This window comes from Pararobbsia alpina (genome assembly GCF_965118125.1).
GTDB classification, from domain to species: Bacteria; Pseudomonadota; Gammaproteobacteria; order Burkholderiales; family Burkholderiaceae; genus Pararobbsia; species Pararobbsia alpina_A.
Genome location: NZ_OZ221288.1, coordinates 2,611,926 through 2,636,887 on the forward strand (window position 1 = coordinate 2,611,926; position 24,962 = coordinate 2,636,887).

Below are 24,962 nucleotides of genomic sequence, written 5' to 3' on the forward strand. Positions count from 1 at the left end.
AAGCCTTCCGCTGGCATACGCTTCGCTTTGTGTACCGAATGTTCAGTACGGAGCAGCGCATGCCAGCACCCTTAGCGTCGAAGGACGAAATCATCGATCGGCTTTTTACCGTGTTCCGGGACCACGGATTCGAAGGCGCCTCGCTTTCGGACCTGTCGCGCGCGACAGGTCTGGGCAAATCAAGCCTTTATCACCACTTTCCGAACGGCAAGACGCAGATGGCCGAGGCGGTGCTCGAACGAGCCACGTCGGTCATTGATAGCGATATCGCAGGGGTGACAAAACTGGGCATTCCGCTCAAGGCCCGTCTTCACAAGGTCGTCGCGACGCTCGAGCAGATGTACGCGGGAGGCCGCACGGCGTGCGTGCTAGGGCAACTCGCGAGCTCGAATGCGAGCGCTGAAGTCCGGCAGGGGCTACGCATTGCGTTTGATCACTGGATCGGCGCGATCGAATCCCTTGCGCTTGAAAGCGGAATGCCGGCCGAGCGTGCGCATCACTTTTCGCGTGACTGGATTGCGTGGGTGCAAGGGTCTTTGGTCATGCAGGCGGCAACCGGCGAAACGGCGTCGTTCCAGCGCGCGATGGATGCGCTTGTGGCGCTTTCGGGGGAATAAACGCGTTCCGCGGCGAGTTACTCAAATTCTGAGGAGATGTAACTCGATTTCGAGGGGTTTTTTGGGCGCGTGCTTCCTTAAGCGACCGCCCGCGCTTTTCGGCCGTAAGTAGCATGATGCAACGTACGGGCGTATAGTCGAAGGGAGGTCAAAGTCCGGCAGACCGTCACGCGTCATGTTCAACAGGGAGTACCGCCATGCGCCGCAAAGAATTCGCGAACATGAATTGTTCCATCGCTCGTGCGCTTGACCAGGTCGGCGAATGGTGGACTTTGTTGATCGTGCGCGAGTGCACGCAAGGTACCCAGCGCTTCGACGAATTCCAGAGCGAGCTGGGTATCGCGCGCAATATTCTGACGACGCGGCTGGAGCGCCTGATCGAACTCGGGATCATGGAGCGCTTTCCACTTGAGGAGCGCGCGAATACCGACGGATATCGCCTGACGCCGAAGGGCGAGGAGTTATATCCGGTGCTCGTGGCGCTCATGCAATGGGGCGACAAGTGGCTCGCGCCGAATGGCAAGCCGCCGACGAAGCTCGTGACGGCGAAAAACGGCGGCACGATCGAACCCGTCGCAGTTCGCGAAAAGGGCGGCCGGCCGCTATCGTTCAAGGATGTCCGTTTTGCGCCCGGGCCGGGTGCGACGTCCAATACGCACAAGGTCATCGACAATCGCAACGAGCGCGTGCTCGGGAACTCGCGCTGACCGCTATCAGCAAACGCGAGCATGCCGGAAGCATCGACCCGTACCCGTACCCGACCCCGCAGGCGGTTCCCGCGCTGCTCGTACTCCCAGCGATCCACCTTGCTGCTCGCCAGGCGAAAGATCATATTTGCGGTGTAACTTTGGTTCCGACCTCGTCGAAATAGAGGATGGCTCGACGCACCCATGCGTCGGAGAGGGCTTGTACAAAGCCTTCAATGTCCGCAATCAATGCGCCCGATTCCGAGCGCGATGCCCCAGGAACCCTGCCATGCTACACAGCCCTACGAATCCCGCCGCCTACCTGCACGACACGCTGCAAAAGCCCGAAGGGGTTCGCATCGGTATCGGCATCACATCTCCATCGCCAGAACTCGTGCAGATGTTTGCGCATGCGGGAATGGACTACATTGTGATCGATATGGAGCACGGTCCGATTTCGATCGAAACCGCCTATCGCATGGTGACGGCGACGATCGGCACGAGGGCCGAGGCATGGATACGCATTACGCACAACGACGCCGCGCAATTCAAGCTGGCACTCGACGCCGGGGCGAAGAACATCATCGTGCCCATGATCACGAGCGCGAAAGAGGCAGAACTTGCCGTCTCGTATGCAAAGTATCCGCCTCGCGGCGTGCGTGGCTATGGCCCTTTTCGCACGCAGTATCAGTGGGGTACGAACATGCTCGACTACGGGAAACGCGCCAATGCGGAGACGGGGGTCGTTGCGCTGATCGAACATCCGGGCGCCGTGCGCGATCTCGATGAGATTCTTGCGATCGATGGTCTCGCGGGAGCGATCGCAGCGCCATTCGATCTTGCGGTCAATATGGGTTTTGCGGACGGACCCGGACATCCGGAGGTTCGCGACACCGTCGTGGAAGTCATGAAGAAGATCAAGGCCCGGGGTATGCGGCAGGTCTCGTTCGCGGTCACGCCCGAGCAGGCAGTGGAAGCGTTGCGTCTCGGCGCCGACGATCTTTTCCTGGGGTTCGATCCCATGTACATCCAGGCTTCCGTGCGCCTGTTCATGGCCAGCGTTGCGCAACTGCGTGCAGAGGTGCAGCAGCCAGGCTGAGCGAGCTGGAGCTAAGGCAGGGCGAAAGCCCGACGTGACAAATCCCAGGGATCGGACCTTTGTCCAACCCTTGGGATCGGCTTCAACAGGGTGCTGTAGCAGCGAGGGATGAGTCTCAGGCAGCTTGATGCGCGTGCGCCGCTTTGGCTTGCTGCTTGTTGCGAATGGCGCGTGTGGCCATCTCCGACACGACGATCGCCATGGCGACGATGCCGCTTGCGAGGTAGCCGAGGCTATGGCTGCCGATCAGGGGAATCGCTGCGGCGCCGACGACACCCGCGATCGATACGCCGACGAACGTCGCCGAACTGTTCAGGCCGACCAGGACCGGTGCAATAGCTGGTGAGAGCGACACGAGGCGGAATTGCTGCGGAACGAGTACGCCCCAGCAGCAGGCGCCCCAGAGCGTGATCACGAGAGCGGCGCTCCAGAGGTGCGCGCCGGCGAGCGGCATGACGAGAATCAGGATCGATACCGCGAACATCATGGCGATCACAACCTTGCGTGCGCCGATCCGGTCGAGAATGCGGCCCGTCAGGATGTTCGACACCGTCCCCGCCAGCCCCCACAGCACGAGCAGCGCGCCGAGCACGGTCGCGCTATTGCCAATGGCGCGGTCGAACACGACGGAGAAGTAGTTGTACATGATGAACGTGCCGACTTGCGCAAGCAGCGTCGCGAGCAGCGTAAGGCCTACGCGATGATCGGTCAGCGGGGCGAGGCGATGAGCCAGCGAAATGGCAGGCGGCAGGCCGACGTCAGGCAGCAGTGCCCAGACACCGACGGCGGCGGCGCCACCGAGTGCGGCGACAAAGATCAGCGTCCAGTGCCAGCTGGCAAGACCGCCGATGACCGCGCCCAGTGGCGTGCCGAGCGCTGTGGCCGTCGTCAGGCCGGCGACGACGACGGACAATGCAAAGCCGCGGCGTTCGGGCGGCACGAGCAGCGTGGCCGTGCCGCTTGCGGTTGGCGAGAACATGGCCGAACCAAGGCCGGCAAACGCGCGCGTGACGAGCGCAAAGCCGAGTGTGGGCGACAGGATCGTCGCCAGGTTCGAAACGACAAACAGGCTGAGCCCGCCGATCATCAGGTACTTGCGAGGGACGTGCGCGGCAACGGCCGCGATCGTCGGCGCCAGAAGCGCAAAGGTGATCGAATACACCGTGGTCAGCTGGCCTGCCGCGCCGATGCTGACGTGAAACTGCTGTGCGATATGGGGAAGGATGCCGGCAAAGACGAAGCTGTCGGTGCCATTGGCGAACATGCCCAATGCAAGGATGAGTAGACGTCGGTCCATGACTAACCTCGGAGGAGGATGGTTTAAGTTGCGTGATGCAACTATAGTGAGCCGAACCGGGTGGCGCAACGAAACGGCTGAGCATCTGCTACTCGGATTTTGAGGAAGTGGACAGGTCGCGGCGTACGCCTTGCACCGGCTATTTATCTTTGTCGGCGTGGGGTCGTGTCGTGTACCAGGTGGAATGCGGCCAGGATGCGCGGAGTGTGTTCAGGCGCGGAGTGGGATCACGCGCCGAATCGTGCGAGATCCTTTCTGAAGCGCGGAATCGCAAAGTCGAGAAAACGGCGCAGCTTGAGCGCCATCTGGCTACGCGAAGCGTGTACGAGGTGTACGGGAACCCGCTCGATCTCGAAGGCCTCGAGCGCGAGGCGCAATGTCCCGGCGTCCAGCGCATCGACGATGTGATAGTGGAGCAGGCGGGTCAGGCCGACGCCGTCAATCGCGCCTTGTGCGGCCGCTTCCGGGCTTGTCGTTTCGAGCCGTGAAGGCACCGCGATCGTTGTCGAGACGTCCGAGCCGGGCAGATGAAACCGCCAGTTCGGTGACAGCATGGGACCGCTGAAGGTCACGCACGGCATGCGCGTCAGATCGTCGGGCGTTTGCGGCACACCATGCGTGTCGAAGTAACGCGGGCTCGCACACACGACGGTGCGCATCGATCCCACTTGTGTCGCGATCATGCTGCTGTCCGGTAGTTTTCCCACTCGTACGGCAAGATCGATTTGGGATTCGACGAGATCCAGATTCTGATCCGCCTGTATTAGCTTGACCCGGATATCCGGAAACTCAGCCAGAAAGTCGGCGATGACGGGAATCACGTAGCGGCGTCCGAGCGCCACCGGTGCGGTGACGACGAGTTCTCCGCGCGGCGTCGTGAATTCGCCGGTCGCTTCGCGTTCCTGTTCGTCAACGAGCTTGAGGATGCGGCGCGCGTTCTCGACATACGCCACGCCCGCGTCCGTCAATGTGAGCTTGCGTGTCGTACGCATCAGCAATTGCGTGTTGAGCTGCGTCTCGAGGTCGGTGACCTTGCGCGTCAGCGTCGGCACAGGCACGCGCAAGGTCCGCGCCGCGGCAGAGAGGCTTCCCGCATCGACCGCGGCGATCAGCATGGCCATGGCTTCGAGTCGATCCACTCACCTACCTCAATGTCGGGCAAAAGTGAGTGGATTCTAATGGATTCGCCGTGCGCGCGTTGAGGCAGAAGTGAGCCGCAACATTGCGGCTGGCGGCGCGCCACGCCGTACGAAGATCGATGCAGCTACCGCACCGCGGCAAGGCGGGGACGCATACCTATGTCTGCGTCATGCCTCTCCATGTCTATGGCTGCGCACGCAATTTCTCCCGGCTGCGCCGCCGCTGATACTTGACGAACTGATCCAGTGTCACCGCGAGTACGATGACCGCACCCGTCACGAACGTGCTCCACGTTGCGTCGATGCCGAAGAACACGATACCGCTGCTGATGACCTGAATGATCAGCATGCCGATCACAGCGCCGATGACCGTGCCCGCTCCGCCCGACAGAGGCGTGCCGCCGACGATCACCGCGGCGATCACGATCAGCGCAAAGTCGGAACCTTCGTTCGGATCGATCGCGCCACGGAATCCGACATACATCGCGCCCGAGAGTCCGCTGATCGCGCCCATCAGTACGAGTGTCTGCAAGCGGATCCAGCCGAGCGGCATGCCTGCCAGGCGCGCTGCGTCGGGATTGCTGCCAACCGCCTGAACGCGGTAGCCGAACCGTGTGCGTCGCAGCACGACGTGGAGTAGCACGGCGATCACGACGAATATCACGGCGACGACGGGCACGATGTGGAAGACCTTCGCCGAGACGATGTCGAAGAACGCGCTGGCCGTATCGGGCGGGACGATCGCACGCCCCTTGTTGACCACGAGCGACAAGCCCTGAAACATGGAATAGGTGCCAAGCGTGACGATGATCGAAGGCAGGCGAAGTCCCACGGCCAGCACGCCATTGATCAATCCGAGCGCAGCGCCGAAGCCGATGCCGCCGCATGCCGCGAGCCACGGGTTCCATCCCATCGTCATCAGCATCGCCGAAAACACGGCCGAGAAATTGAACATCCAGCCAACGGACAGATCGATTTCGCGAATCGCAAGCAGGAACACCATGCCCAGCGACAGCAATCCCTGGAATGTCGTGTTGCCGAGAATGGTCAGCAGATTGAACGGATTGATAAACCGGGGCCGTGCAATGCCGATCAGGACGACGAGGACGATCAGCGCGACAGCGACGCCGACCTCGTCGGGCAAGCCGAAGGCGCGACGCCGTTCGGTTTGCCGTGCGGCCGTTGTGCCGGGTTCAGGTTGGGAATTCTCGGCGTTCATGACGCGCGTGTCTCCATCAAGGTCTTGAGCGACCGGTCGCCGCATCGACAGACGCCGGTCATCGATAGGTACTGTGATGTCGCTTGCACAGCCGTAATCAGGTTCGCCACGGCTGCAATTCGCCCGGCTCGCCCCAACTCGGGATGGGGGCCTGCAAACCGTCCTTGATCCACAAGAACTGACCGCTGACACTTGCGGCTGCGTCGGTCATGAGATCGGCAACGAGGTCCGCCGCTTTTTCCGGATCGTCACCGCCGGTCTGCTCGACCCATTGCGCCCACTTGACGTATGCGTCGGCGACGTCGCCCAGGCGCTCCGACGCCGACTTGATTTCGGCCCACATATCCGTCTTGACGTCACCGGGATGGATCACATTGGCGGTTACGCCCGTGCCCTTGAGTTCGGCGGCGAGGTGTCGCGTCATCTGATTGAGCGCAGCCTTGCTGGTGCCGTACGCGCTATTGATGGGACCGGGTTCGTGCAGCGCGGCCGCCGACGTGACGTTGACGATACGTCCCCAGCCTGCCTGGACCATGTCTCCGGCGAATGCCCGACACGTGAGGTAAGGGCTGATCGTGTTCACCATGATGGTTTCGATCCACGCGTGCGGGTCCGTGTCCTTGAGCAGGTCGATCGGGCCAAAGACTCCAGCGGCGTTGACCAGGATGGAAGGCGCACCCAGGGCCGAGTGGATCACACTCTTCGCATGATCGATTGCGTCCGGCCTGGACAAATCGACAGGGATCGACAGCGCGTGACCGCCTTGCGACTCAATCGCTGCACGGGTCTCCTCCAGCGCCTGCGCGCTGCGTGCGAGGAGTGCAACGTGCGCGCCGAGCCCTGCGAGCCTGATGGCGACGCGTCGTCCGAGGCCACGGCTCGCGCCGGTTACGATCGCAATTTTTCCTTCCAGCATGTGCACGCTCAATCTCCTCGATGGTTCTTTGAATGACGTTGATTGTTCTTAATATGTCGACGGACGCTGCAAGCGTTCAGCGATGTTCGATCGACGCTGACGTACGGGACCCATGAGGCGCATGGGAGGCGCCGGATGCACCCGTTTGACGCTCCTGATCCAGCGAACCGGTGTTGATCAAGTGAAGCAGGGTCTTGTCATCGGTCGATCGACCTTCCACTTCGCCGGCGAGACGACCGCGATAGAGCACGAGAATGCGGTCGCACAGGCCGATTAATTCCGGTAACTCGGTCGAACTGAACAGCACGATTTTTCCGTCGGCCGACATCCGGCGAATCAGCTCATAAATTTCCCGTTTGGCGCCGACGTCGACGCCGCGCGTCGGGTCTTCAAGCAAGATGACGTCCGGATCGGTTTCGAGCCACTTGCCGATCACGATCTTTTGTTGATTGCCACCCGAGAGCTCGCTCGCAAGCGAGTCGGGCGAGCGGGCCTTGATGCGAAGGCGGTCGATCTGACGCAATGCGCGCGAATACGCGGAAATCGTGCTGACCCACCACGAGCCCGTCGTCAGCGCGCCGACCGCGATATGGCCCATATTGAAGGCGATGCTTTTGTCGAGCATCAGGCCATGATGCCGACGGTCTGCCGGCACAAGACAGATGCCGCGCCGCGCGGCCTGAGTGGGCGACGCGGGCAGAGGCCCCTTATCCGGAAAGACGGCTCGCCCTGCCTCGGCGCGGCGTGTGCCGAACAGCATCGCGAACAGCGTCGATACCCCGGCGCCCTCGAGTCCGGCGAACCCGACAATTTCGCCGGAGCGCGCCGTGAATGACATCTCCTTGAGGTCGTATCCGCCTAGCGCTTCGACCGCGATCTCGCGCGGCGCGCTACCTTCTTTGACGGGTATCGGCGGCGGAAACAGTGCGCGTTGTTGCGTGCCGATCATGCCTTCGATCACTTCCGGAATCGTGAGCGCGGCTCGCGGTCGTGTGGTCACGTCGGCGCCATTGCGGGTGATGGTGATCGTGTCGGAGATATCGAAGACTTCTTCGAGCCGATGGGAGACATACAGCATGGTCATCCCTTGTGCTCGAAGATGCCTGAGAATCGCAAAGAGCCGAGTGGTCTCGCGCTCGTTCAGTGCCGAGTTCGGCTCGTCGAGGATCAGAAGACGAGGCTTCTCGAGCATGACCCGACTCAGCTCGACGAGCTGCTGCTCGCCGATCGACAGCTCTCCGACCGGCCTGCGCACATCGACGTCGAGTCCGAGTTGTTCGAGCAAGTCGCGGCTTCGGGCCTCCATGATTCGGGTCGAGACCAGCCCATAGCGACGGGGCTCGCAATTCGCGAACAGATTGGCGAGCACCGATCGCTCAGGGAACAGGCTGAGTTCCTGGTTGACGATCCCGATGCCGGCGGCGCGTGCTTCCTTTGGCGTGTCGATGCGCACGGGCCTGCCGTCGAGAATGATCTCGCCGTCGTCGGGGCGGACGGCCCCGGCCAACGTCTTCATCAGCGTCGATTTTCCCGCGCCGTTCTCGCCGACGACCGCGTGGACTGTCCCGCGTGCGACTTCGAGATTCATATCGCGTAGCGCAAGCACGCCGCCATAGCGCTTGCTCAAGTGGCGCACGGTGATCAGCGGCGTGGTCGAGCCCGCCGCGCCGTCGACATAAGGCGTCGCCGTGTTGCCGTGTGTGCCCGGAGCGGGAGCCATCGCTTATTTTCCTTCCGTGGAAATCGGACTCAGACGCTTGAGCACGCTGGGGTCGTCGACGGTCTTCGCCCAGTTTTTGTAGTACTCGGCTGTTGCAGCGGGTGAGGCCGACATGGCTTGCAATTGCTCGAAGGTGATTTTGGGCAGGCCGTTACCCATGTCCACGCTTTGCGCCGTGACGATCTGTGTGCCTGCGTCCATGAATCCGGCCTGAAGCGTCGTCTTATTGCGGATCGCGTTGACGAGCAGTGCGACCGGCAAATACCCCTGCACGTACGCGCTCTGACCGAGCGTCACGTAGGCGTGCCCTTCCTTGACGGCCTTGAGATTCTGCTCGGTCAAGTCATAGCCGCCGGCAATGAACTTGTCGCCCGTGGACGCATTGAGCTTGCCGAGGCTCGCGACGTCCGGCGCGCAGAGGCCGATCATCGCCACTGCATCCGGATTGGCGGCGTGCAATTGCTCCCAGTGGTTGTAGTTTTCGACGGCACTGACCTTGACGTCGTAAGGCCCGAGGACTTGCAGGCCGGGCGCCGCCTTTAGCGATTCTTCGACGCCCTTGGCACGATTCTCAAGGGAGGCAAGTCCCGGGAAGCAGTTGCCGATCACGACCTTTCCCTTCGCGCCTGCGCCACCGAGCTTTTCGACGATCATCTTGCCGAGAATCCGGCCACTTTCGGTCGAACGCTCGCCGACATAGGGTGCTTTGACGTTCGCGCCAATTAAGTTGTACTGAGCGACCGGGACACCCGAAGAGACGATGTCGTTGAGACCGCGCGTCATCGATTCACCCGGCACCGATGTAGCGACACCCGCCGCGCCTGCGTTCACGATGTTCTGAACCAGCTTGAGCTGCCCGTCTGGCGCACTACCCGATTGCTGCGCGACTTTGAGCGTGACGCCAAGATCCTTGGCGGCCGATTGCGCACCGTCGATAATTTGCTGAATAAACGCATCACCCTGCGAATGCGTGACGAACCCGATGGTCGTCGTATCGGCAAGGGCAGTGCTGGTCGCAACACAGCACAAAAAAGTAGGAACGAGCCGGCCCAGCCAAGCGCTATACGTTGGTTGCATATGTGTCTCCGATTGTCATAGTTCTTCTTTGCTGCGAAGGGGTCCTGCTAAGTGGGACGAATTATAGGCACGCGCATCGATGCACTTTGATCCGAATGCAACATCGACTGATAACAGACAAGCATTGTTGTGACGCCGGTCACACTTCCGCTTCAGAGGCCCGGCTGGCGGGCTGTTCTGCCGTGCTAGCATCCGGCCATCGCAGGCTTGTCTGCGCTGACGCCGTTGGCAAAAGGGGGCCGTCCGCCATGCCCATCAACTATCTTCGCGGTCTGACTAAGCCTGAGCGAAATGATGTGACGAATCGCCGGCTAGGACGGTCGCTGGCGTTTGTCGCCGGAGCGGCGAATGCGGGCGGATTTCTTGCCGTCGGGCAATACACCTCGCATATGTCGGGTGTTGTGTCGTCGCTGGCCGACAACCTCGCTTTGGGCAATATCGGTGTGCTCGCTGCGGCATTCAGCTCGCTGCTGTCGTTTCTGGTCGGCGCGGCGACGTCCGCGGTTCTGATCAATTGGGGGCGACGTAACGATCTGCGCAGCCGGTATGCGATGCCATTGATGCTCGAGGCGTCGCTGCTTCTCTGCTTCGGCTTGCTTGGCTCGAATATGGAAACCCATCGCGTGATGTTCGTGCCGGCGACCGTGTGTCTGCTTTGCTATGTGATGGGCCTGCAAAACGCGATGATCACGAAGGTCTCCAACGCTGAGATCCGCACGACCCATGTCACGGGTCTTGTCACCGATATCGGTATCGAACTGGGCAAGCTCTTCTACTGGAATATCGGCGCGACGCACGAGGGCAAGGTGCGCGCGGATCGTCGAAAGCTCGCGCTGCTCGGATCGTTGCTGCTGTCGTTTTTGTCGGGCGGTCTGGCTGGCGCCTTAGGCTTCAGACACCTCGGGTTCATTTCGACGGTGCCGCTCGCGATCGTTTTGCTGGTGCTGTGTGCCGTTCCGATTCTTGACGACGTGCGCTCCTATCGCGCCTAACCGATACGCGGGCATCGCGCTTGAGGTAAAAATTGCTGGGCAACCGTTCCATGCGGCAACGCCCGCTGAATCTCGATGGCACGCGTAGAACAGCACGCGACGAGGGAGTATGGGTAATTTCCCGGGGCAGGATCAAAAGCTCAAAGCAAGGCACATAAGGCGGTGCCCATGATAAGGTCGCGTTACGTCTAACTGTCCGCTCGATATGGAACTTCGGATCGTGGATCGGTGGCGCGCGATCGGTCGGCAACGCGCCAATGCTGTCATCGTCAGTGCGGCGATCCTGGTGATTGCGTTGCTAACGATTTGCGGTGCCGTCCTCCTGGATGCGCGACAGGACGCGATGCAACGCGCACAGACGGTCAGTCAGAATCTGTCGATGGTCGCCGAGCGCGATATCCACCGCAACCTCGAAATCATCGATCTCTCGCTCGGGGCGATGGTCAAAGGCGCCGAGGATCCCGCCATCATGGCGCTGCCGGCAAAGGAGCGCGATGCAGTCATGTTTGATCAGGCGCTCTCGGCCAAGTATCTGGGAGCGGTGCTGATCCTCGATGCGGCCGGCAATATCCTGCTCGATGCGGGACACATGACGCCGCGCATACAAAACTATGCGGATCGGGAATACTTCAAGGCGCAAAAAACCCATCCGGATCTCGGGCTTCTGATCAGTCATCCCGTCGCATCGAAGCTCTTGCATGACGGGTCGATGATCGTGGCGATCAGCCGTCGGTTTAATCACCCCGACGGCTCGTTTGGTGGCATCGCGCTGATCACGATCAGCATTAACTATTTCCGCGACCTGTTTGCCGGCCTCAATATCGGGCCTAACGGCGCGATCGCGTTGTTCGAGCACGACGGCACGTTGCTCATGCGGCTTCCCTCGCTCAACGGGATGGCGACGTCGATCCGCGGTGGCGTCAATTTCAATCGCTTTATCAGCGAGGCGTCGGGCGCGTTTTTGGGCCGCTCGTCGTTTGACGGAAGAAAGCGCCTGTTCGTGCATACGAAGATCGATCCATTCGGCTTGACGCTCGTCATTTCTCCGGCCGAGGAAGATATCTATGCGGCATGGCGCCACCGCGCATGGATTATCGGCGGTGGGATGGTCGTGCTGGCGCTAGGCTATCTGTTACTGGCGGAGTTACTGGCAGGCGAGTTGCGACGCCGTTCCGAAGTCGAGGAAGAGTTGCGAACCCTGTCGCATACCGATGCGCTGACGACGCTGGGAAATCGCCGGTTCTTCGACGAGGTGCTTGAGAAAGAGTGGAAGCGCGCGCGGCGCGAAGGTACGGAGCTGTCGGTGCTCTTTGTCGATGTCGATCGCTTCAAGCAGTTCAACGACCGCTACGGTCACGAACGGGGTGACGATGTCCTGCGCTCGGTGGCGCTCGCCATGAAGCGCGAGCTCAAGCGCCCGGCCGATTTTGCGGCGCGTTATGGCGGTGAAGAGTTTGCGATGGTGCTGCCGCAGACCGACCGGCGCGGCGCCGTTTCGCTTGCCTGGCGAATTGTCGAGGCGGTGCAAGCGCTTTCTATCCCGAACGACGCAAGCGATCACCGCGTAGTGACCGTCAGCATCGGCTGCGCGACGGTGGATCGGGATGCCTCGTTCGCCTCGGCCGTGGTGCTGCTTAAAGCCGCCGATGATGCGCTCTATGCCGCCAAGCACCATGGGCGCAACCGCGTCGAGGCCGATCGGGATGAACCCGCGAGTGTGCCGACGACCTTGTCGAAAGTCGCCGGCTAAGCCCCCATCCGCGAGTATGGACTTCGGATACTCGAGTATGCGAATCCGTTTCGCGCCGGTCATTGTGCTAGTGTGACCGGTGCTCGACGGCGCGCACCGCACCGCACGCAGGAGACGCACAAGCGTCGGTCCAGGCGACCGTCCGGGAAAAGTACAAGAAGCAGCGCGGACCCCCGACGCGAAACGGACAGACCGAAATGACGGATTTTCAGAGTGGCCGCACGGCCGTGTTGCGTGTCGGCTCGATCGACCTGCAACGACACTGGCGGGCCGACGGGACTTCGTATCTGGTTTCGACGGCCTCGGCCGAGAAGGCCGACGGCGCGTTTCGCGTATTGCAGCGCGAATACGCGCTGCGGCATATGCTCGACGCTTCATGGGCGTGCGTGCCCTTCGAACTCAGTCACGCAGTCGATCATGCCGAGCTGTGGTTCGGAGATCCGGGTGGGCTGACCTTGCGCGACCTCTGCGGACAGCATTTGCCGGTGGGGCAGGTCTTGTCGATCGGTGTCGCCATTGCGACGGCCACGGCAGCCATGCACGCAGCGGGCATCGTTCATCGCGACCTGAATCCGGACAATATCCTGCTCGACGCGGATAACCAGCATGCGTGGCTAACGGGATTCGGCAACGCTGTCACCGGGCCGGGTGCATCGAAACAAGCGACGGTTCGGGACCTGACTATCTCGTCGTTGTCCTATCTGGCGCCCGAGCTCAGCGGGCTGATCAATCGAACTGTCGATGCCCGGGCCGATCTTTATTCGATTGGCTGCATGCTGTACGAACTGCTTGTCGGAGTGCGCGTGTTTGGCGACGACGATCTGCGCGGGGTCGTGCATTCGCATCTGGCGAGTCAACCACCGGATGTCAGGCAATTGCGACGTGACACGCCGGAAGTGCTCGCGCAGATTGTCGAGAAATTGCTCGCCAAGGACGCGAACGACCGATACGCCAATGCTGACGGTCTCGCATGGGATCTCGAGCAATGCGGTATCCAATGGCGGGAGCAGGGAAGCGTTGACGCGTTCCTGCTCGATCACAGCAATGTCGCTCATCGGTTGAACACGGCGACGTTCCTCTACGGGCGTGACGCTGAGACTGAACAGCTCAAGTCAATGTTTGACCGGGTAGCCCTGCAAGGCGGTACCGAGGGTGTGCTGATACTCGGCGAATCGGGCAGCGGAAAAACGGCGCTCGCGCGATCGCTGCCTGCATCGCTTGGCGACAGGCCGCATCGATTTGCCGCAGGCAAATGCGGCGTAATCGAAGCGACGGTACCGTACGGGTGCATCGCGACGGCGATGAACGCGTTGTTGTCGATGAGCCTGCGGCAGGCGGAAGACGCCTTTCAGGAGGTTGCCGTCAGGCTGCGCGCGGCGCTTGGCGCGAATATGTCCGTCCTCGTGCCTTTACTGCCTGAACTGCGCTTCTTTGCCGCTCAGCCGATCGAACCGGATCGCGAACCGGGCCGCGAACTGAATCGCAATACGGACCGCAACTCGGAGACGGTCGACAAACAGCGTTTTCTGGAAATTGTCAGGCGATTTCTCGCATGCTTCGCGAGTGAGGGTGCGCCGCTCATCGTGTTTATCGATGACCTTCAATGGGCGGATGGCGGCACGTTGTCGGTGATCGAGTATCTGCTGCAAAGTGCCGATCCGGTTGACCATCTTGTTCTGGTTGGGGCGTTGCGGCGTGCCGAGACGGACGATGGCGTGTCGTCCGCCGAGCATCGGTACGGGTTCCGGACACAGATGTCGCTCGGGGCGCTCGATCTCGAGTCCGTTGCGAGTTTCGTCAGCGACACGTTGGCTTGCGCCAGCACACTAGCGCTGCCGCTCGCGCGACTGATTCGGACGAAGACGCAGGGGAACCCGTTCTTTACGGTTCGCTTCTTTGGCGCCTTGCTTCAGGAAGGGCTCGTCAGCTTCGATCGGTCGACGTGCATCTGGCGTTGGGATCTCGAGCGCATTCGCGACCGCGACATCACGTCGAATGTTGTCGACTTTTTACTGCCGCGAGTCGAAACGCTCAGTGAAAGCGGCTTGCGCGTGCTTCAGCACCTGGCTTGTCTGGGCGATCGGGCCAGCGTATCGACGCTCAGTATTGCACTGGGTATGAACGAAGACGAGGTCCGGGAGGCATTCGCAGCGATCGAGGGTGCGGAACTCGTCAGATGGAATGGCGCCGAGTACGTTTTCTGGCACGACCGGATCCGTGAAACCGTCTACCTGACATTGCATCGCGGCCGAGGTCCGTCGACGCTTCACGCCCGGATTGGCGATCGCATTGTCACGCATCTGGCGGAGTCGATGCCGCGCGCGTTGCTGTTTCTCGGTGCGAACCAGGTGAACCTCGGCATGGAGAGCATTGCGTCGCCGCACGATCGCGAGCGATACGGTGCGATCAATCTCCAGGCGGGCATCGAAGCCAGGCAGTCTGCGGACTATCTCACGGCACTGAACTTTCTGGGTTTCGCTGCGCAGTTCCTTCACGATACCGACGACGCGCCGACGCATCACCGGATTGAGTTTCATACGGCTGAATGCGAGTTCATGACCGGCCGGTTTCAGCAAGCCGAGCAGCGTCTTCGCGACCTTGCCGTCGCGCCGATCGACGAACGCCTGAAAGCGGACGTTGCGCGTGTGCGCACGGCGCTCTACACGACCATCGGCGACATACGCACGGCGATCGACGTCGGCCTTCAGTTTGTCAACGAGGCGGGCATTCAGTTCACCACCACGCCGACCGATCAGGACACCGATCGCATCTGCGCCCATGTCGTGACGCTGATTGACGCATTCAAGCGCGACGGCCGGCAAATCGGCGACGCAAGGGCCGACGAAAAATGGACCGGCGTGATGGACGTGTTCGCCGACCTGATTCCGCCCGTGCTGTTCTCGAACAACAGCAACCTGGGCCACTGCGTGGCACTCACGATCGTCAGCATGACGCTCGAGCATGGGTGCTGCGGATCGTCTTCATACGGCATGGTGTGCGCGGCGAGCGGACTTGTGTATCGCTTCATGGACGCCAGACGTGGCCGTATCGCTGCTCAGATGGCACACGAACTGATCCGGACACCGGGACTCGACCGGCTGGCCGCGCGCGTGCTGATGTGCCTCGGCACGATCGCCATGCCGTGGATGTCGCCGATCCGGGAGAGCAAGCAACATCTTCTGGATGCAGCGGTTCGCGCCTATGACGATTGCGACCTCACATTCGCGGTGTATTGCCAGCGAAACATGGTGTCGCATTTGCTGTTTGCAGGTGTATCGCTGGACGAACTCGATCAGACAGCCGAGCGTGCGCTTGCCTACGTGAATCAAGCGGGTTTCCGCATGGTATTTGGCGCCGTGCTTGCCCAGGTGATGCTGATATCGACGCTACGTGGCACCTACGAGAGCACGCTGAGCTCGCTCGGACTGACGGCAACCTGGGCGGATGAGTTCGTATCGGGACCCTTGGCCACGAGCACTGGAGCCTACGCCTATTGGGTGCATCGGCTGCAAATTGCCGTGATGTTCCGTCAGTGGAGCGACGCACTCAAATTTGAAGCTCGCGCGGCAGACATCGTGTCCGCGTCGATAGGGCATGTCGAAGCAGCTGACTTGCCTTTGTACGGCGGCCTGGCCAGAGCCTGGGCTTACAGCAACGAAAGCGACAGTGCCTTGCGCGACGAGCACAGGGCGGCGTTGCGCGCGTACGGATCGCAGTTGTGCCGTTTCGCGGACAATTGCCCGGCGAATTTCGGCGACCGGGCGGCGCTGGTGCGTGCGGAAATCGCGCGTGTCGAGGGCCTGGTGCTCGAAGCGCAGGCGCTTTATGAGGAAGCCATTGCGTGTGCCCGCTCGCAGGGCTTCGTGCATATGGAAGCTTTGGCCAATGAAGCCGCTGCGGGGTTTTACGAGAGCCTGCATCTGAAAACCACGGCGGAATCTTTTCTGCGTAGCGCGCGCTCAGCCTATCGCCACTATGGCGCCGATGCCAAAGTCGACGACATTGAGCGGCGACTGCCACGAATCGTGGACTCGGTCGCCGCGGCGTTCGTTTCACCGCAACTCGAACAGCAACTCGACACACAAGCGATCATCACCGCGTCGCATGCTTTGTCGAGCGAGATGCTCTTGCCGCGTTTGCTCGATGTGCTGATGAAGAACGTGCTGGAACATGCGGGTGCGACCCACGGTGTGGTGACCTTGCTCGTCGACGGCGTATTGCATATCGAGGCCGAGGCGCGCATGGTGGGCATGAGTGTCGAGGTCGCGGTCGCTACGCGCGAACTCTCGAGCGTGGATATGCCCACGGGTCTCTTGCTCGCCGTCAGCCGGACGCGCCAGAGCATCCTGCTCGATCATGCCGCGGAAAGCGGCAGTTTTCGCGACGATCCTGTCGTTGCGCGACAGCGTCTTCGATCGGTACTGTGCTTGCCACTACTCAAGCAGTCGGCGCTGATCGGCGTGCTCTACGTAGAGAACAATCAGATCGTCGGTGCGTTTACCCCTGAGAAAACACGCCTGCTCGAGGTGCTCGCGTCCCAGGCGGCCATTTCACTCGAGAATGCGCGGCTCTACGCGCAGACCATCGAAAGCAATGCGCGTCGCGAAGCGGCCGAGGAAGCCCTGCGCAACTCACGCGAAGCGCTGGCGCGCATATCGCGGCTCACGACGATGGGACAAATGGTCGCATCGATTGCACACGAGGTCAGCCAGCCTTTGGTGTCCATCGCAACCGGAGCGGGAGCGGCCATGCGCTGGCTTCATCGACCCGAGCCCAACCTGAACGAAGTGAACGACGCTCTCGAACGCATTCAGCTCGACAGCACGCGAGCCCGCGATATCGTGCGCGGGCTGCGCGCCCTGGCCAAGCGCTCGGCGCTCAATTTCACCGAGTTCGACCTCAATGATGCGGTACGCGAGGTCTTGCTCGTCGTGCGCAGCGAGATTGAAAAGCGTGCGGTGAGCATCGACGCGGAAGCATTGAACGGCCCGTGTGTCGCCTGGGGAGATCGCGTGCAGATTCAACAGGTCGTGCTGAACCTGACGATGAATGCCGTGGAGGCGATGAGCGAGGTGGCGGGGCGCGAGCGCCGGTTGACGCTGTCGACGCAGCGCGGCGAAGGCGCGACATGGCTCGCCGTTGTGGACACGGGGCCCGGCATCGCGCCTCACACTCGCGACAAAATGTTCGCTCCCTTTGTCACGACAAAGGAGGGCGGCATGGGGATGGGGCTGTCGATATGCGCGTCGATCGTTGAGGGCCACAAAGGCCGCCTGAACGTTGCACAGAGTCCGTCCGGCGGCGCGCGCTTCGAAGTCGTGCTATTCGATTCGGCGCTCAGTCCCAGACGTTCTTGAAAGAGCCGGGTTCCTCGCCCGCACTTCGGCCTGAGGCACTTCGCGTCGAAAGAAACTCGCGCGAAGGCTCGAGCCCGAGTATTTCGCCGATACGCACGAATTCCGCGAGATTGCGGCTCTCCATTTTCTTCATCGCATGTGCTCGGTACGTCTTGATCGTGATCTCGCTGAGATTCATTCGCGCTGCAATCTGCTTGTTCATATAGCCGGCGACGACCAGGCTCATGACGGTCTTCTCTTTCGCGCTCATGGCGTCATAGCGCTTGCGAAGCGAGGCGATCGAGCGCGCGCTGCTCAGGCGTTCCTTGTCCATGCGCAGCCCGTTGCGCACGGCATCGAGCAGATCCTGATCGCGAAAGGGCTTGGTCAGAAAGTCGAGTGCGCCGGCCTTCATGGCTTGCACGGTCATCGGGATATCGCCGTGCCCGCTGATAAAGATGATCGACAGCGTGATACCGAGCCGATTGAGCTGCTGTTGCAGGTCGAGCCCGCTTTCGTTGGGTAGTCGCACATCGAGTACGAGACAACTCGGCGCATCGGCCCTCGGGCTCGACAGAAACTCGCGTGTGGAGGCAAATGTCTCGACATGCAGATCCACCGAACGCAGCAGTGCGCTGATGGATTGGCGAGTCAGTTCGTCGTCATCGACGACATAGACAACGGGGACTTCGACAGTTTCCGCGCGTCGCTGCGATGTGCAGGATTGAACGAGCATGGCGCCTCCCGGATATCGATGGCGAGACATCGCGGCTTAGCTGCCCGTTGCGATGTCTGTAAGCCGTTCATTGAATTCGAGGGTCTTCAGTCGCGTGCTGAGCCGGATCAGCTCGACGTGGCTTTCGGCCCCCATTTTGCGCATCAGTTCGCGGCGATGCACTTTGATCGTGATCTCGCTCAAATGCATGTCCGACGCGATCTGCTTATTCATCAGGCCGTCTGTGATCTTGTCGAGCAGGATGCGTTCGTGACGCGTGAGCGACGCATAGCGTTGCTGCAGATCGATCAGCGACGCCTGGCCTTCCCGATACGCCTTGTCCTGGTCAAGCGCCTCGTGCACGGCGTTCAGGATGTCGTCGTCGCGAAACGGCTTCTCCAGAAAATTACTGGCGCCTGCTCGCATGGCTTTGACGGTCATTTCTACGTCGCCGTAGCCGGTCATGAAAACAATGCCGAAACACGCTTTGCGTTCCAGAAGCATTTCCTGAACCTCGAGCCCGTCGATTTCCGGCATGCGTACATCGAGGATCACGCAATTCGGCCGCGCGGCGCGCTTTTCAAGGACCTTGTGCAGCCTTTCAAGAAATTCAATGGCCGACGGGAACGCGACCACGTCGAAGCCGACGCTGGCCATCAGGTCGGACAAGGCATGTCGAACGGAAGCGTCATCGTCGACGATATAAATCAGAGGCGGTTGTTCCATTGTCGGCGCAGAAGGCATGGAGATGCTCATTGGCGAGCGTAGCAAATCGGGTCACGACTCAAGTGCTTCGCGAGTATGGACAGATATACCCAAGGATAGTCGCCCGATGTGTCCTGTGCGAGCCATACGCGCGGATGCGCACGAGATACGCGGGGATCGTTGTTGTCGCGAATCGGCGCCCCTACCATGGCTTCTGCACGCAGCGGTGCATGCGGCTGAACGCGAAGTGTGAAGTCTGAGGCCAATCGCCTCGGCAAGGGCACGATGGAGGGTGCCTTGCGCGTGACGGCATGCGACGACCGCGTATTCATTCATCATGGGAGGAGTCGATGTCCCAAATCGAGCATGTGGATGTGCTGATTCTCGGCAGTGGTCAGGGCGGCAAGCAGTTGGCGTGGCATCTCGGACGCACAGGGCATCGTGTGGCCGTCGTCGAACGGCAGTGGGTCGGCGGATCGTGTCCCGCCGTCGCGTGTCTGCCCAGCAAGAACGAGATCTGGAGCTCACGTATTGCCCATCTTACGCGTCATGCCGGCGATGCGGGGACCGTCACCGGGCCCGTCAGAGTCGATATGGCAAAGGTGCGTCAACGCAAGCGCGACATGGTCGCCAAGGAAGATGCGCTGCATCTGCAGATGTATTCGTCGACCGGTGCGGAAATCATCATGGGCGTGGGCCACCTGATCAAGCCCAAGGTCATTGAGGTCAAGCTTAACGATGGGGGAACGCGCACGCTGACCGGCGACAACGTCGTCTTGAATCTGGGCACGCACGCGGCAATTCCTGATGTGCCTGGACTGCGGCAAGCGGAACCCCTCACGCACATCGGCGCGCTTGAGCTCGACTATGCGCCTGCGCATCTCGTCGTGATCGGCGGCGGCTATATCGGCATCGAAATGGCGCAGGCTTACCGGCGATTCGGAAGCCGGGTTACGATCGTCGAACATGGCAAGCAACTGATGGGCCGTGAAGACGCGGACATCGCAGAGGAAATGCATCGCATCCTGACCGCGGAGGGGATCGACATCGTACTCGGCGCCGAACTCGTCAAGGTCGACGGAAAGTCCGGCAAAGGGGTCGCGCTCCATGTGCTGGAAAGTGGTACCGAGCGCGTGATTCAGGGCACCGACGTGCTGGTTGCGACCGGACGCATCCCGAATACGACGGGCATCGGGCTTGAAGAGGCCGGGATCAAACTCGATGCGCGTGGCTTCATTCTCGTCAACGATCGTCTGCAGACGACCGCACCGGATGTCTGGGCGATCGGAGAGGCTGCGGGCAGTCCCCAGTTCACGCATGCATCGGTCGACGACTTCCGCATCGTGCGCGACAACCTGGCTGGCAAGACGCGCTCCAAGAAAGACAGGCTCGTGCCGTACACGATGTTTACCGATCCGCCGCTCGCGCACGTCGGCTTGAACGAACGCGAAGCTGCGCGGCAGGGCATCGAAGTCAGAGTCGCCACGTTGCCGATGGCGAATGTACTTCGCACGATGGCCACGGATGAACGGCAAGGCATGCTCAAGGTGATCGTCGGCACGCAGGATGACCGCGTGCTTGGCTTCACGATGCTCGGCGCGGAAGCGGGTGAAGTGATGACCGTCATGCAGACGGCCATTCTGGGCCGCCTTGCGTATCCGACGCTTCGTGATGCGGTGATCTCGCATCTGACTTATGCGGAGGCCATCGGCCCGCTGCTGTCCAGGGTTCCGGCACTTCAACCGGCGTAGGTGGCGAGGCACACGCGCGGTCAGCCATCTTGCGTGCGAGTCTGGTTTTGGGGTGCTCACAGCGCAGGACGGCGGGGCGCCGTCGTGCTTTTTTCAGTCCGGGTTGGACCACGGCGACACACTCGTGTCGCCTTCTTTTTTTCAATCGGTTTTCCGTCTGAAGGATATTCAGGGTCGTCCTAGAATCCTGAATCGTCGTCTGCTTCCTTTCGATGCGTGATCCTGCTTCGCGATGGCTGCTTGCAGCGCCCGCTGATTGAAGCCGCTTTGGGATCTGCGCTCGTTCGTTATCGATTCGTAAAGATCAGACGATAGGGTCCCTTCGTCGTGGAAACCTCAAGCATGGCGTCTGAGCAAGCGAAACCCGACTTCGAATTCGAATCGCGCCTCCCTGGCGACATGTCCCATGTCCAGGCGTTGATTTCGAGCGCCAAGTCGGTGGACGAGGTGGCGAACCGCTTGCTTGCACGCGTGCTGACACTCGAGCGCGAGCTGGCCGAAGCCCAGCGCATTACCAACGCTGCGAAGTGGTACTGGAACGTGCGCACCGGTGAGAATCGATGGACCCCGGAAGCGTGCCGCATTCTCGGGGCCGATCCAATGGTGCCGCCGACTTATGACTATTACCTTTCGCTGGTGCATCCCGATGATCGCGCCGATCTGATCCGTCAGATGGAGGCAGCGATCGCGATACGCGCCGACATCCCCTGCGAATATCGGGTGATCCATCCCGATGGCACGGTGCACTACCTGAAGACGCAGGGCAACGCCCATGTCGATGCGAGGGGCGATCTCATCTACTTCGGTGTGATGGTCGACGTCACCGAGACGAAGGCGGCGCAGGCGCGCCTTAAAGAAGTCCAGTCGGATCTCGAGCGCGTCGGGCGTATCGCGACACTGGGCGAATTTGCAGCGTCGATCGCACATGAGCTCAGCCAACCGTTGTTGGCGCTCGTGTGCGGCGCAAACGCGGCAAGCCGATGGCTTGATCAGGACGTGGCGCGCGTTCGCGAAGCGAGGGCGTGTGTCGAGCGCCTGCGCGACGATGCGACCCGCGCGTTGAGTGTGGTCAAACATCTTCGCAATCTGATGACGCGGTCGATCCCAAGCCATGAGCCATTCGATCTCGGCGTCGCCGCGCGAGAGGTCGTGAAACTGATGGATGCGGAGCTGGGCCGTCAGCATATCCGGGTCCAGCTCGACCTTGAAGATTCGTTGACCGTCACCGGCGATCCGGTCCAGATCCAGCAGGTGATGCTCAATCTGCTTGCCAATGCGATCGACGCCATGCGTAACGTTGACAGGGACCATCGCCGTTTGAGCTTCGCGTGTGCGGCCGATGCGAATCGGACCTTGGCCGTCGTGCGCGTGTCCGACACAGGCGTCGGAATGCCTGCGGATCTTTGCGACAAGATTTTTCAGCCGTTCTTTTCGACCAAGGAAAATGGCATGGGCATGGGGCTGGCCATCTGCAAATCGATTGTTGAAGTGCATGAAGGAACGCTGCGCGTGGAGTCGATCGTGGATGCCGGGACGACGTTTGAAGTGCGGATTCCGATGACGGCCTAGCGCCTGTGTTGCACTCGACGTCGTTACGTGCAGTCGTGTACGGGCGTGCCACCCCTTAAGGGCAAGCCGAATAGCGGGCGCAGGCGAATGCCGATGATGCTGCCCGCGAACGCGGCGATCCCCCAGACCCAGCCATGAACGCTCGTCGACACGACGCCGCTGAAATAGGCACCAACGTTTGACCCGAACGCCAGGCGTGCTCCGTATCCGAGCAGAAATCCGCCACACGTCGCCGCGAGCCAGGGACGCCACGGAATGCGCCAGACCGGACCGTAGCGGCCGGCAAGCGCTGCGGCCAATAAGGCGCCGATGATGATGCCGATATTCATGATCGAGGGGACGTCGTGCGACAGCGGCGCCGCCAACGCCGCTGCGTTGTCCGGGGTGGTCCAATACGCCCAGTGCGTCACGTCGAAGCCGCTGGCCATCAACGCTTTGGCGCCCCAGAGTGCGAAGGCCGAAGTGACGCGCCATGCGTGGCCCGACAGGACCAGGGTGGCGAAATTCAGCGCGGCGAGTGTCAATGCGCCTGCAAGCAGCGGCCATGGACCACGAAGCCATGACTGAGTCGAAGTGCTTTCGCCCGGTCGACGCTCAATGACCCGTGTGGCAATCACGATGCAGCCAATCGCACACCACGTCAGTATCAACGCAGGCAGCGCGCCAAACGATGCATGCAGGGAAATCGGCTGCCACGCCGGCCAGGCGTTCCAATACGCCATATGCGCGGTGGCAAGTACCGAGCCGCAGATAAAGGCGATCAACGTGGTGATCATGGCGGAGCTGCCGCCACTCGACGTGTAAAGCGTGCCGCATGCGCACCGGCTGCTGAGCTGCATACCGATGCCCGATATCAACGCACCCACCCAAAGCGACGCACTGACAGGCGCGATGGTCGGGTTCAGCGTGACGCCGAACAACGAGCCCAGACTCAAGGCCGGTACGAACAAGGTGACGCCGACGGCGAGCATCAAGGCGTGAGCACGTACGCCCGTGCCGTCGCGCTCGGTGATCAGAAGGCGCCAGGTTGCGGGGAAACTGAAATCGCTATGGTAGGCAGCCAGCCCGATCAACGCGCCGACGACGAAGAGCGCCGCCTGACGACCGCTGACGGTCGTGGCGAGGTACACGCACCCGGCAAGCAGCAAGCATGCTGTGACGGTGGCGACACGGCGATTGACGGGCAGGTGCGAGGAAGCGATCGGGGCGTTCATCGATGCGACATGGGTCGAACGGGGGTGCCCGTCGCATGATAGTGGACACGGCGTGCTTATTCACTATACGTACGTATCGCAGGCATGCACCACAGCTACGTCGCAGAGTCGATTTGAGGCCCGGCGGGCTGCAAGCGGTTCGGATAGTCCGTCATGATGCCGCTGACCCCTGCACGAACCAGTGCGCCGATATGCGCCTCGTTATTGCATGTCCAGACGTTGACCCATCGACCCGACGCAAGCACGTCGTCGACACCGTTCAACTGCAATTCTCCACCGACCGAACCGAAGCCAAGCGAGTCGAAAGCGTCGTAGCAGCCCGGGTGAAACGCATCGGCATCGAGTGCGTCGAGATAGCTTGTGAGCGCGCTCAGGCGATCACTTGTCAGCACGGCCGTCGCAATGTGCTTATCGAGCGCGCGGACGGCCCGCAATTGCTCATGATCGAACGATGAGATGAGCACCTGTGAGGCCAGGCCGTGGTGGCTGATTTGCGCGAGCACTTTTTCGGCGATGCCGGGATACATGCGCGGGAGCGTCTTCAGTTCGATGTTGATGAGCAGACGGGTATCCGCAACAAAATCGAGCGTCTCCGTCAGCGAAGGAATACGGACCTTGCCCGAAGAAAACGCCTGCATGTCGGCGTCGCTGACATAGCGCGACTGTTCGTCGGGCCGTAGCGCTTGAAGAAAGGCTTGCCGCTCAAGCGGGGCGAGCTCGAGTTGCTCGACATACCACGAGCCAGCGTCGAGCGACTGCAGTTCAACGAGATCGAAGTCGGAGACGAAATAGCCGGTTCGCCCCGGAAAGCGGGCGCGCACGTCGCTGCATCGCAAGAGCGTGTCATCGTGAACCACGACGGGATGCCCGTCGCGCGAGAGATGCACGTCGCACTCGATCATGTCGCAGCCGAGTTCGACGGCCTTGCGGAACGCTTCGATCGTGTTTTCGGGCGCATAGCCACGAGCGCCGCGATGCCCGACTCGCAGGGGGGCGTGGTGGGCAAGTGCTTGCAAGCGGCTGAGTCTTTCGACCGACGACTGACGCATCACGAGACATGACTCCGGCGGTGTTCTGGCCCCGCAGAAATACCACACATTTCGGCCTGACGGCTCAAAGCCTGTTCGGCGGCTGCGTGTCTCGGTGCGTAAAGGAACCCC

The 24,962-nt window shown here is 61.3% G+C and carries 18 protein-coding genes; 8 read left to right on the forward strand and 10 right to left on the reverse strand.

The features are described from left to right. The first annotated feature begins 59 nt into the window (after positions 1–59). From ACMFWR_RS29685 to ACMFWR_RS29695, 3 genes are all read left to right on the forward strand, one after another. A complete protein-coding gene (locus ACMFWR_RS29685) occupies positions 60–617 on the forward strand; it encodes a TetR/AcrR family transcriptional regulator (RefSeq protein WP_413195953.1) in 558 nt (185 codons plus the stop codon). A gap of 197 nt (positions 618–814) precedes the next feature. Beyond that, positions 815–1,324 carry a winged helix-turn-helix transcriptional regulator gene (locus ACMFWR_RS29690; protein WP_413195954.1) on the forward strand — a complete coding sequence of 170 codons (510 nt, stop codon included), beginning with the start codon at positions 815–817 and terminating at the stop codon, positions 1,322–1,324. A gap of 268 nt (positions 1,325–1,592) precedes the next feature. After that, a complete protein-coding gene (locus ACMFWR_RS29695; RefSeq protein WP_413195955.1) occupies positions 1,593–2,402 on the forward strand; it encodes an HpcH/HpaI aldolase family protein in 810 nt (269 codons plus the stop codon). 115 nt (positions 2,403–2,517) lie between these two features. Here ACMFWR_RS29695 and ACMFWR_RS29700 read toward each other — a convergent pair whose 3' ends face one another. The 6 genes from ACMFWR_RS29700 to ACMFWR_RS29725 all read right to left on the reverse strand — a co-directional run bounded on the left by ACMFWR_RS29700 (position 2,518) and on the right by ACMFWR_RS29725 (position 9,770). Beyond that, positions 2,518–3,699, reverse strand: coding sequence for an MFS transporter (locus tag ACMFWR_RS29700; protein WP_413195956.1), 1,182 nt, complete (start codon positions 3,697–3,699; stop codon positions 2,518–2,520). A gap of 227 nt (positions 3,700–3,926) precedes the next feature. Beyond that, positions 3,927–4,838, reverse strand: coding sequence for a LysR substrate-binding domain-containing protein (locus ACMFWR_RS29705; protein ID WP_413195957.1), 912 nt, complete (start codon positions 4,836–4,838; stop codon positions 3,927–3,929). 184 nt (positions 4,839–5,022) lie between these two features. Continuing rightward, positions 5,023–6,057, reverse strand: a complete 1,035-nt coding sequence (locus ACMFWR_RS29710) for an ABC transporter permease (RefSeq protein WP_413195958.1) — start codon at positions 6,055–6,057, stop codon at positions 5,023–5,025. A 97-nt stretch (positions 6,058–6,154) separates the two neighbouring features. After that, positions 6,155–6,973, reverse strand: a complete 819-nt coding sequence (locus ACMFWR_RS29715; RefSeq protein ID WP_413195959.1) for an SDR family NAD(P)-dependent oxidoreductase — start codon at positions 6,971–6,973, stop codon at positions 6,155–6,157. 76 nt (positions 6,974–7,049) lie between these two features. After that, positions 7,050–8,693, reverse strand: coding sequence for a sugar ABC transporter ATP-binding protein (locus ACMFWR_RS29720; protein ID WP_413195960.1), 1,644 nt, complete (start codon positions 8,691–8,693; stop codon positions 7,050–7,052). Positions 8,694–8,696: 3 nt separating this feature from the next. Continuing rightward, positions 8,697–9,770 carry a sugar ABC transporter substrate-binding protein gene (locus ACMFWR_RS29725; protein ID WP_413195961.1) on the reverse strand — a complete coding sequence of 358 codons (1,074 nt, stop codon included), beginning with the start codon at positions 9,768–9,770 and terminating at the stop codon, positions 8,697–8,699. Between the two features lie 248 nt (positions 9,771–10,018). On the opposite strand from ACMFWR_RS29725, the gene ACMFWR_RS29730 reads away from it, so the two are divergent. The 3 genes from ACMFWR_RS29730 (at position 10,019) to ACMFWR_RS29740 (ending at position 17,869) form a co-directional block, all read left to right on the forward strand. Then, the gene (locus ACMFWR_RS29730; protein WP_413195962.1) at positions 10,019–10,762 is read left to right on the forward strand and encodes a YoaK family protein; all 744 of its coding nucleotides are present in this window, start codon (positions 10,019–10,021) and stop codon (positions 10,760–10,762) included. A gap of 220 nt (positions 10,763–10,982) precedes the next feature. After that, positions 10,983–12,512 (forward strand): diguanylate cyclase, encoded by a 1,530-nt coding sequence (locus tag ACMFWR_RS29735; RefSeq protein ID WP_413195963.1) that lies wholly within the window; start codon positions 10,983–10,985, stop codon positions 12,510–12,512. Between the two features lie 197 nt (positions 12,513–12,709). Next, positions 12,710–17,869, forward strand: a complete 5,160-nt coding sequence (locus tag ACMFWR_RS29740) for an AAA family ATPase (RefSeq protein WP_413195964.1) — start codon at positions 12,710–12,712, stop codon at positions 17,867–17,869. On the opposite strand, the gene ACMFWR_RS29745 is transcribed toward ACMFWR_RS29740, so the two are convergent. Both ACMFWR_RS29745 and ACMFWR_RS29750 read right to left on the reverse strand, forming a co-directional pair. After that, positions 17,850–18,584 (reverse strand): response regulator transcription factor, encoded by a 735-nt coding sequence (locus tag ACMFWR_RS29745; RefSeq protein ID WP_413195965.1) that lies wholly within the window; start codon positions 18,582–18,584, stop codon positions 17,850–17,852. The genes ACMFWR_RS29740 and ACMFWR_RS29745 overlap by 20 nt on opposite strands. A gap of 36 nt (positions 18,585–18,620) precedes the next feature. Next, complete coding sequence (locus ACMFWR_RS29750) at positions 18,621–19,289, reverse strand: response regulator transcription factor (RefSeq protein WP_413195966.1); 669 nt, start codon at positions 19,287–19,289, stop codon at positions 18,621–18,623. Positions 19,290–19,618: 329 nt separating this feature from the next. On the opposite strand from ACMFWR_RS29750, the gene ACMFWR_RS29755 reads away from it, so the two are divergent. Together ACMFWR_RS29755 and ACMFWR_RS29760 are read left to right on the forward strand one after the other, a co-directional pair. Then, positions 19,619–21,019 carry an FAD-dependent oxidoreductase gene (locus ACMFWR_RS29755; RefSeq protein WP_413195967.1) on the forward strand — a complete coding sequence of 467 codons (1,401 nt, stop codon included), beginning with the start codon at positions 19,619–19,621 and terminating at the stop codon, positions 21,017–21,019. Positions 21,020–21,361: 342 nt separating this feature from the next. Then, positions 21,362–22,588, forward strand: a complete 1,227-nt coding sequence (locus tag ACMFWR_RS29760; protein ID WP_413195968.1) for a sensor histidine kinase — start codon at positions 21,362–21,364, stop codon at positions 22,586–22,588. A 23-nt stretch (positions 22,589–22,611) separates the two neighbouring features. On the opposite strand, the gene ACMFWR_RS29765 is transcribed toward ACMFWR_RS29760, so the two are convergent. Beyond that, positions 22,612–23,802, reverse strand: a complete 1,191-nt coding sequence (locus ACMFWR_RS29765) for a YeeE/YedE family protein (RefSeq protein ID WP_413195969.1) — start codon at positions 23,800–23,802, stop codon at positions 22,612–22,614. A gap of 95 nt (positions 23,803–23,897) precedes the next feature. Next, a complete protein-coding gene (locus ACMFWR_RS29770) occupies positions 23,898–24,851 on the reverse strand; it encodes a glycerophosphodiester phosphodiesterase (RefSeq protein ID WP_413195970.1) in 954 nt (317 codons plus the stop codon). Positions 24,852–24,962 lie beyond the last annotated feature (111 nt).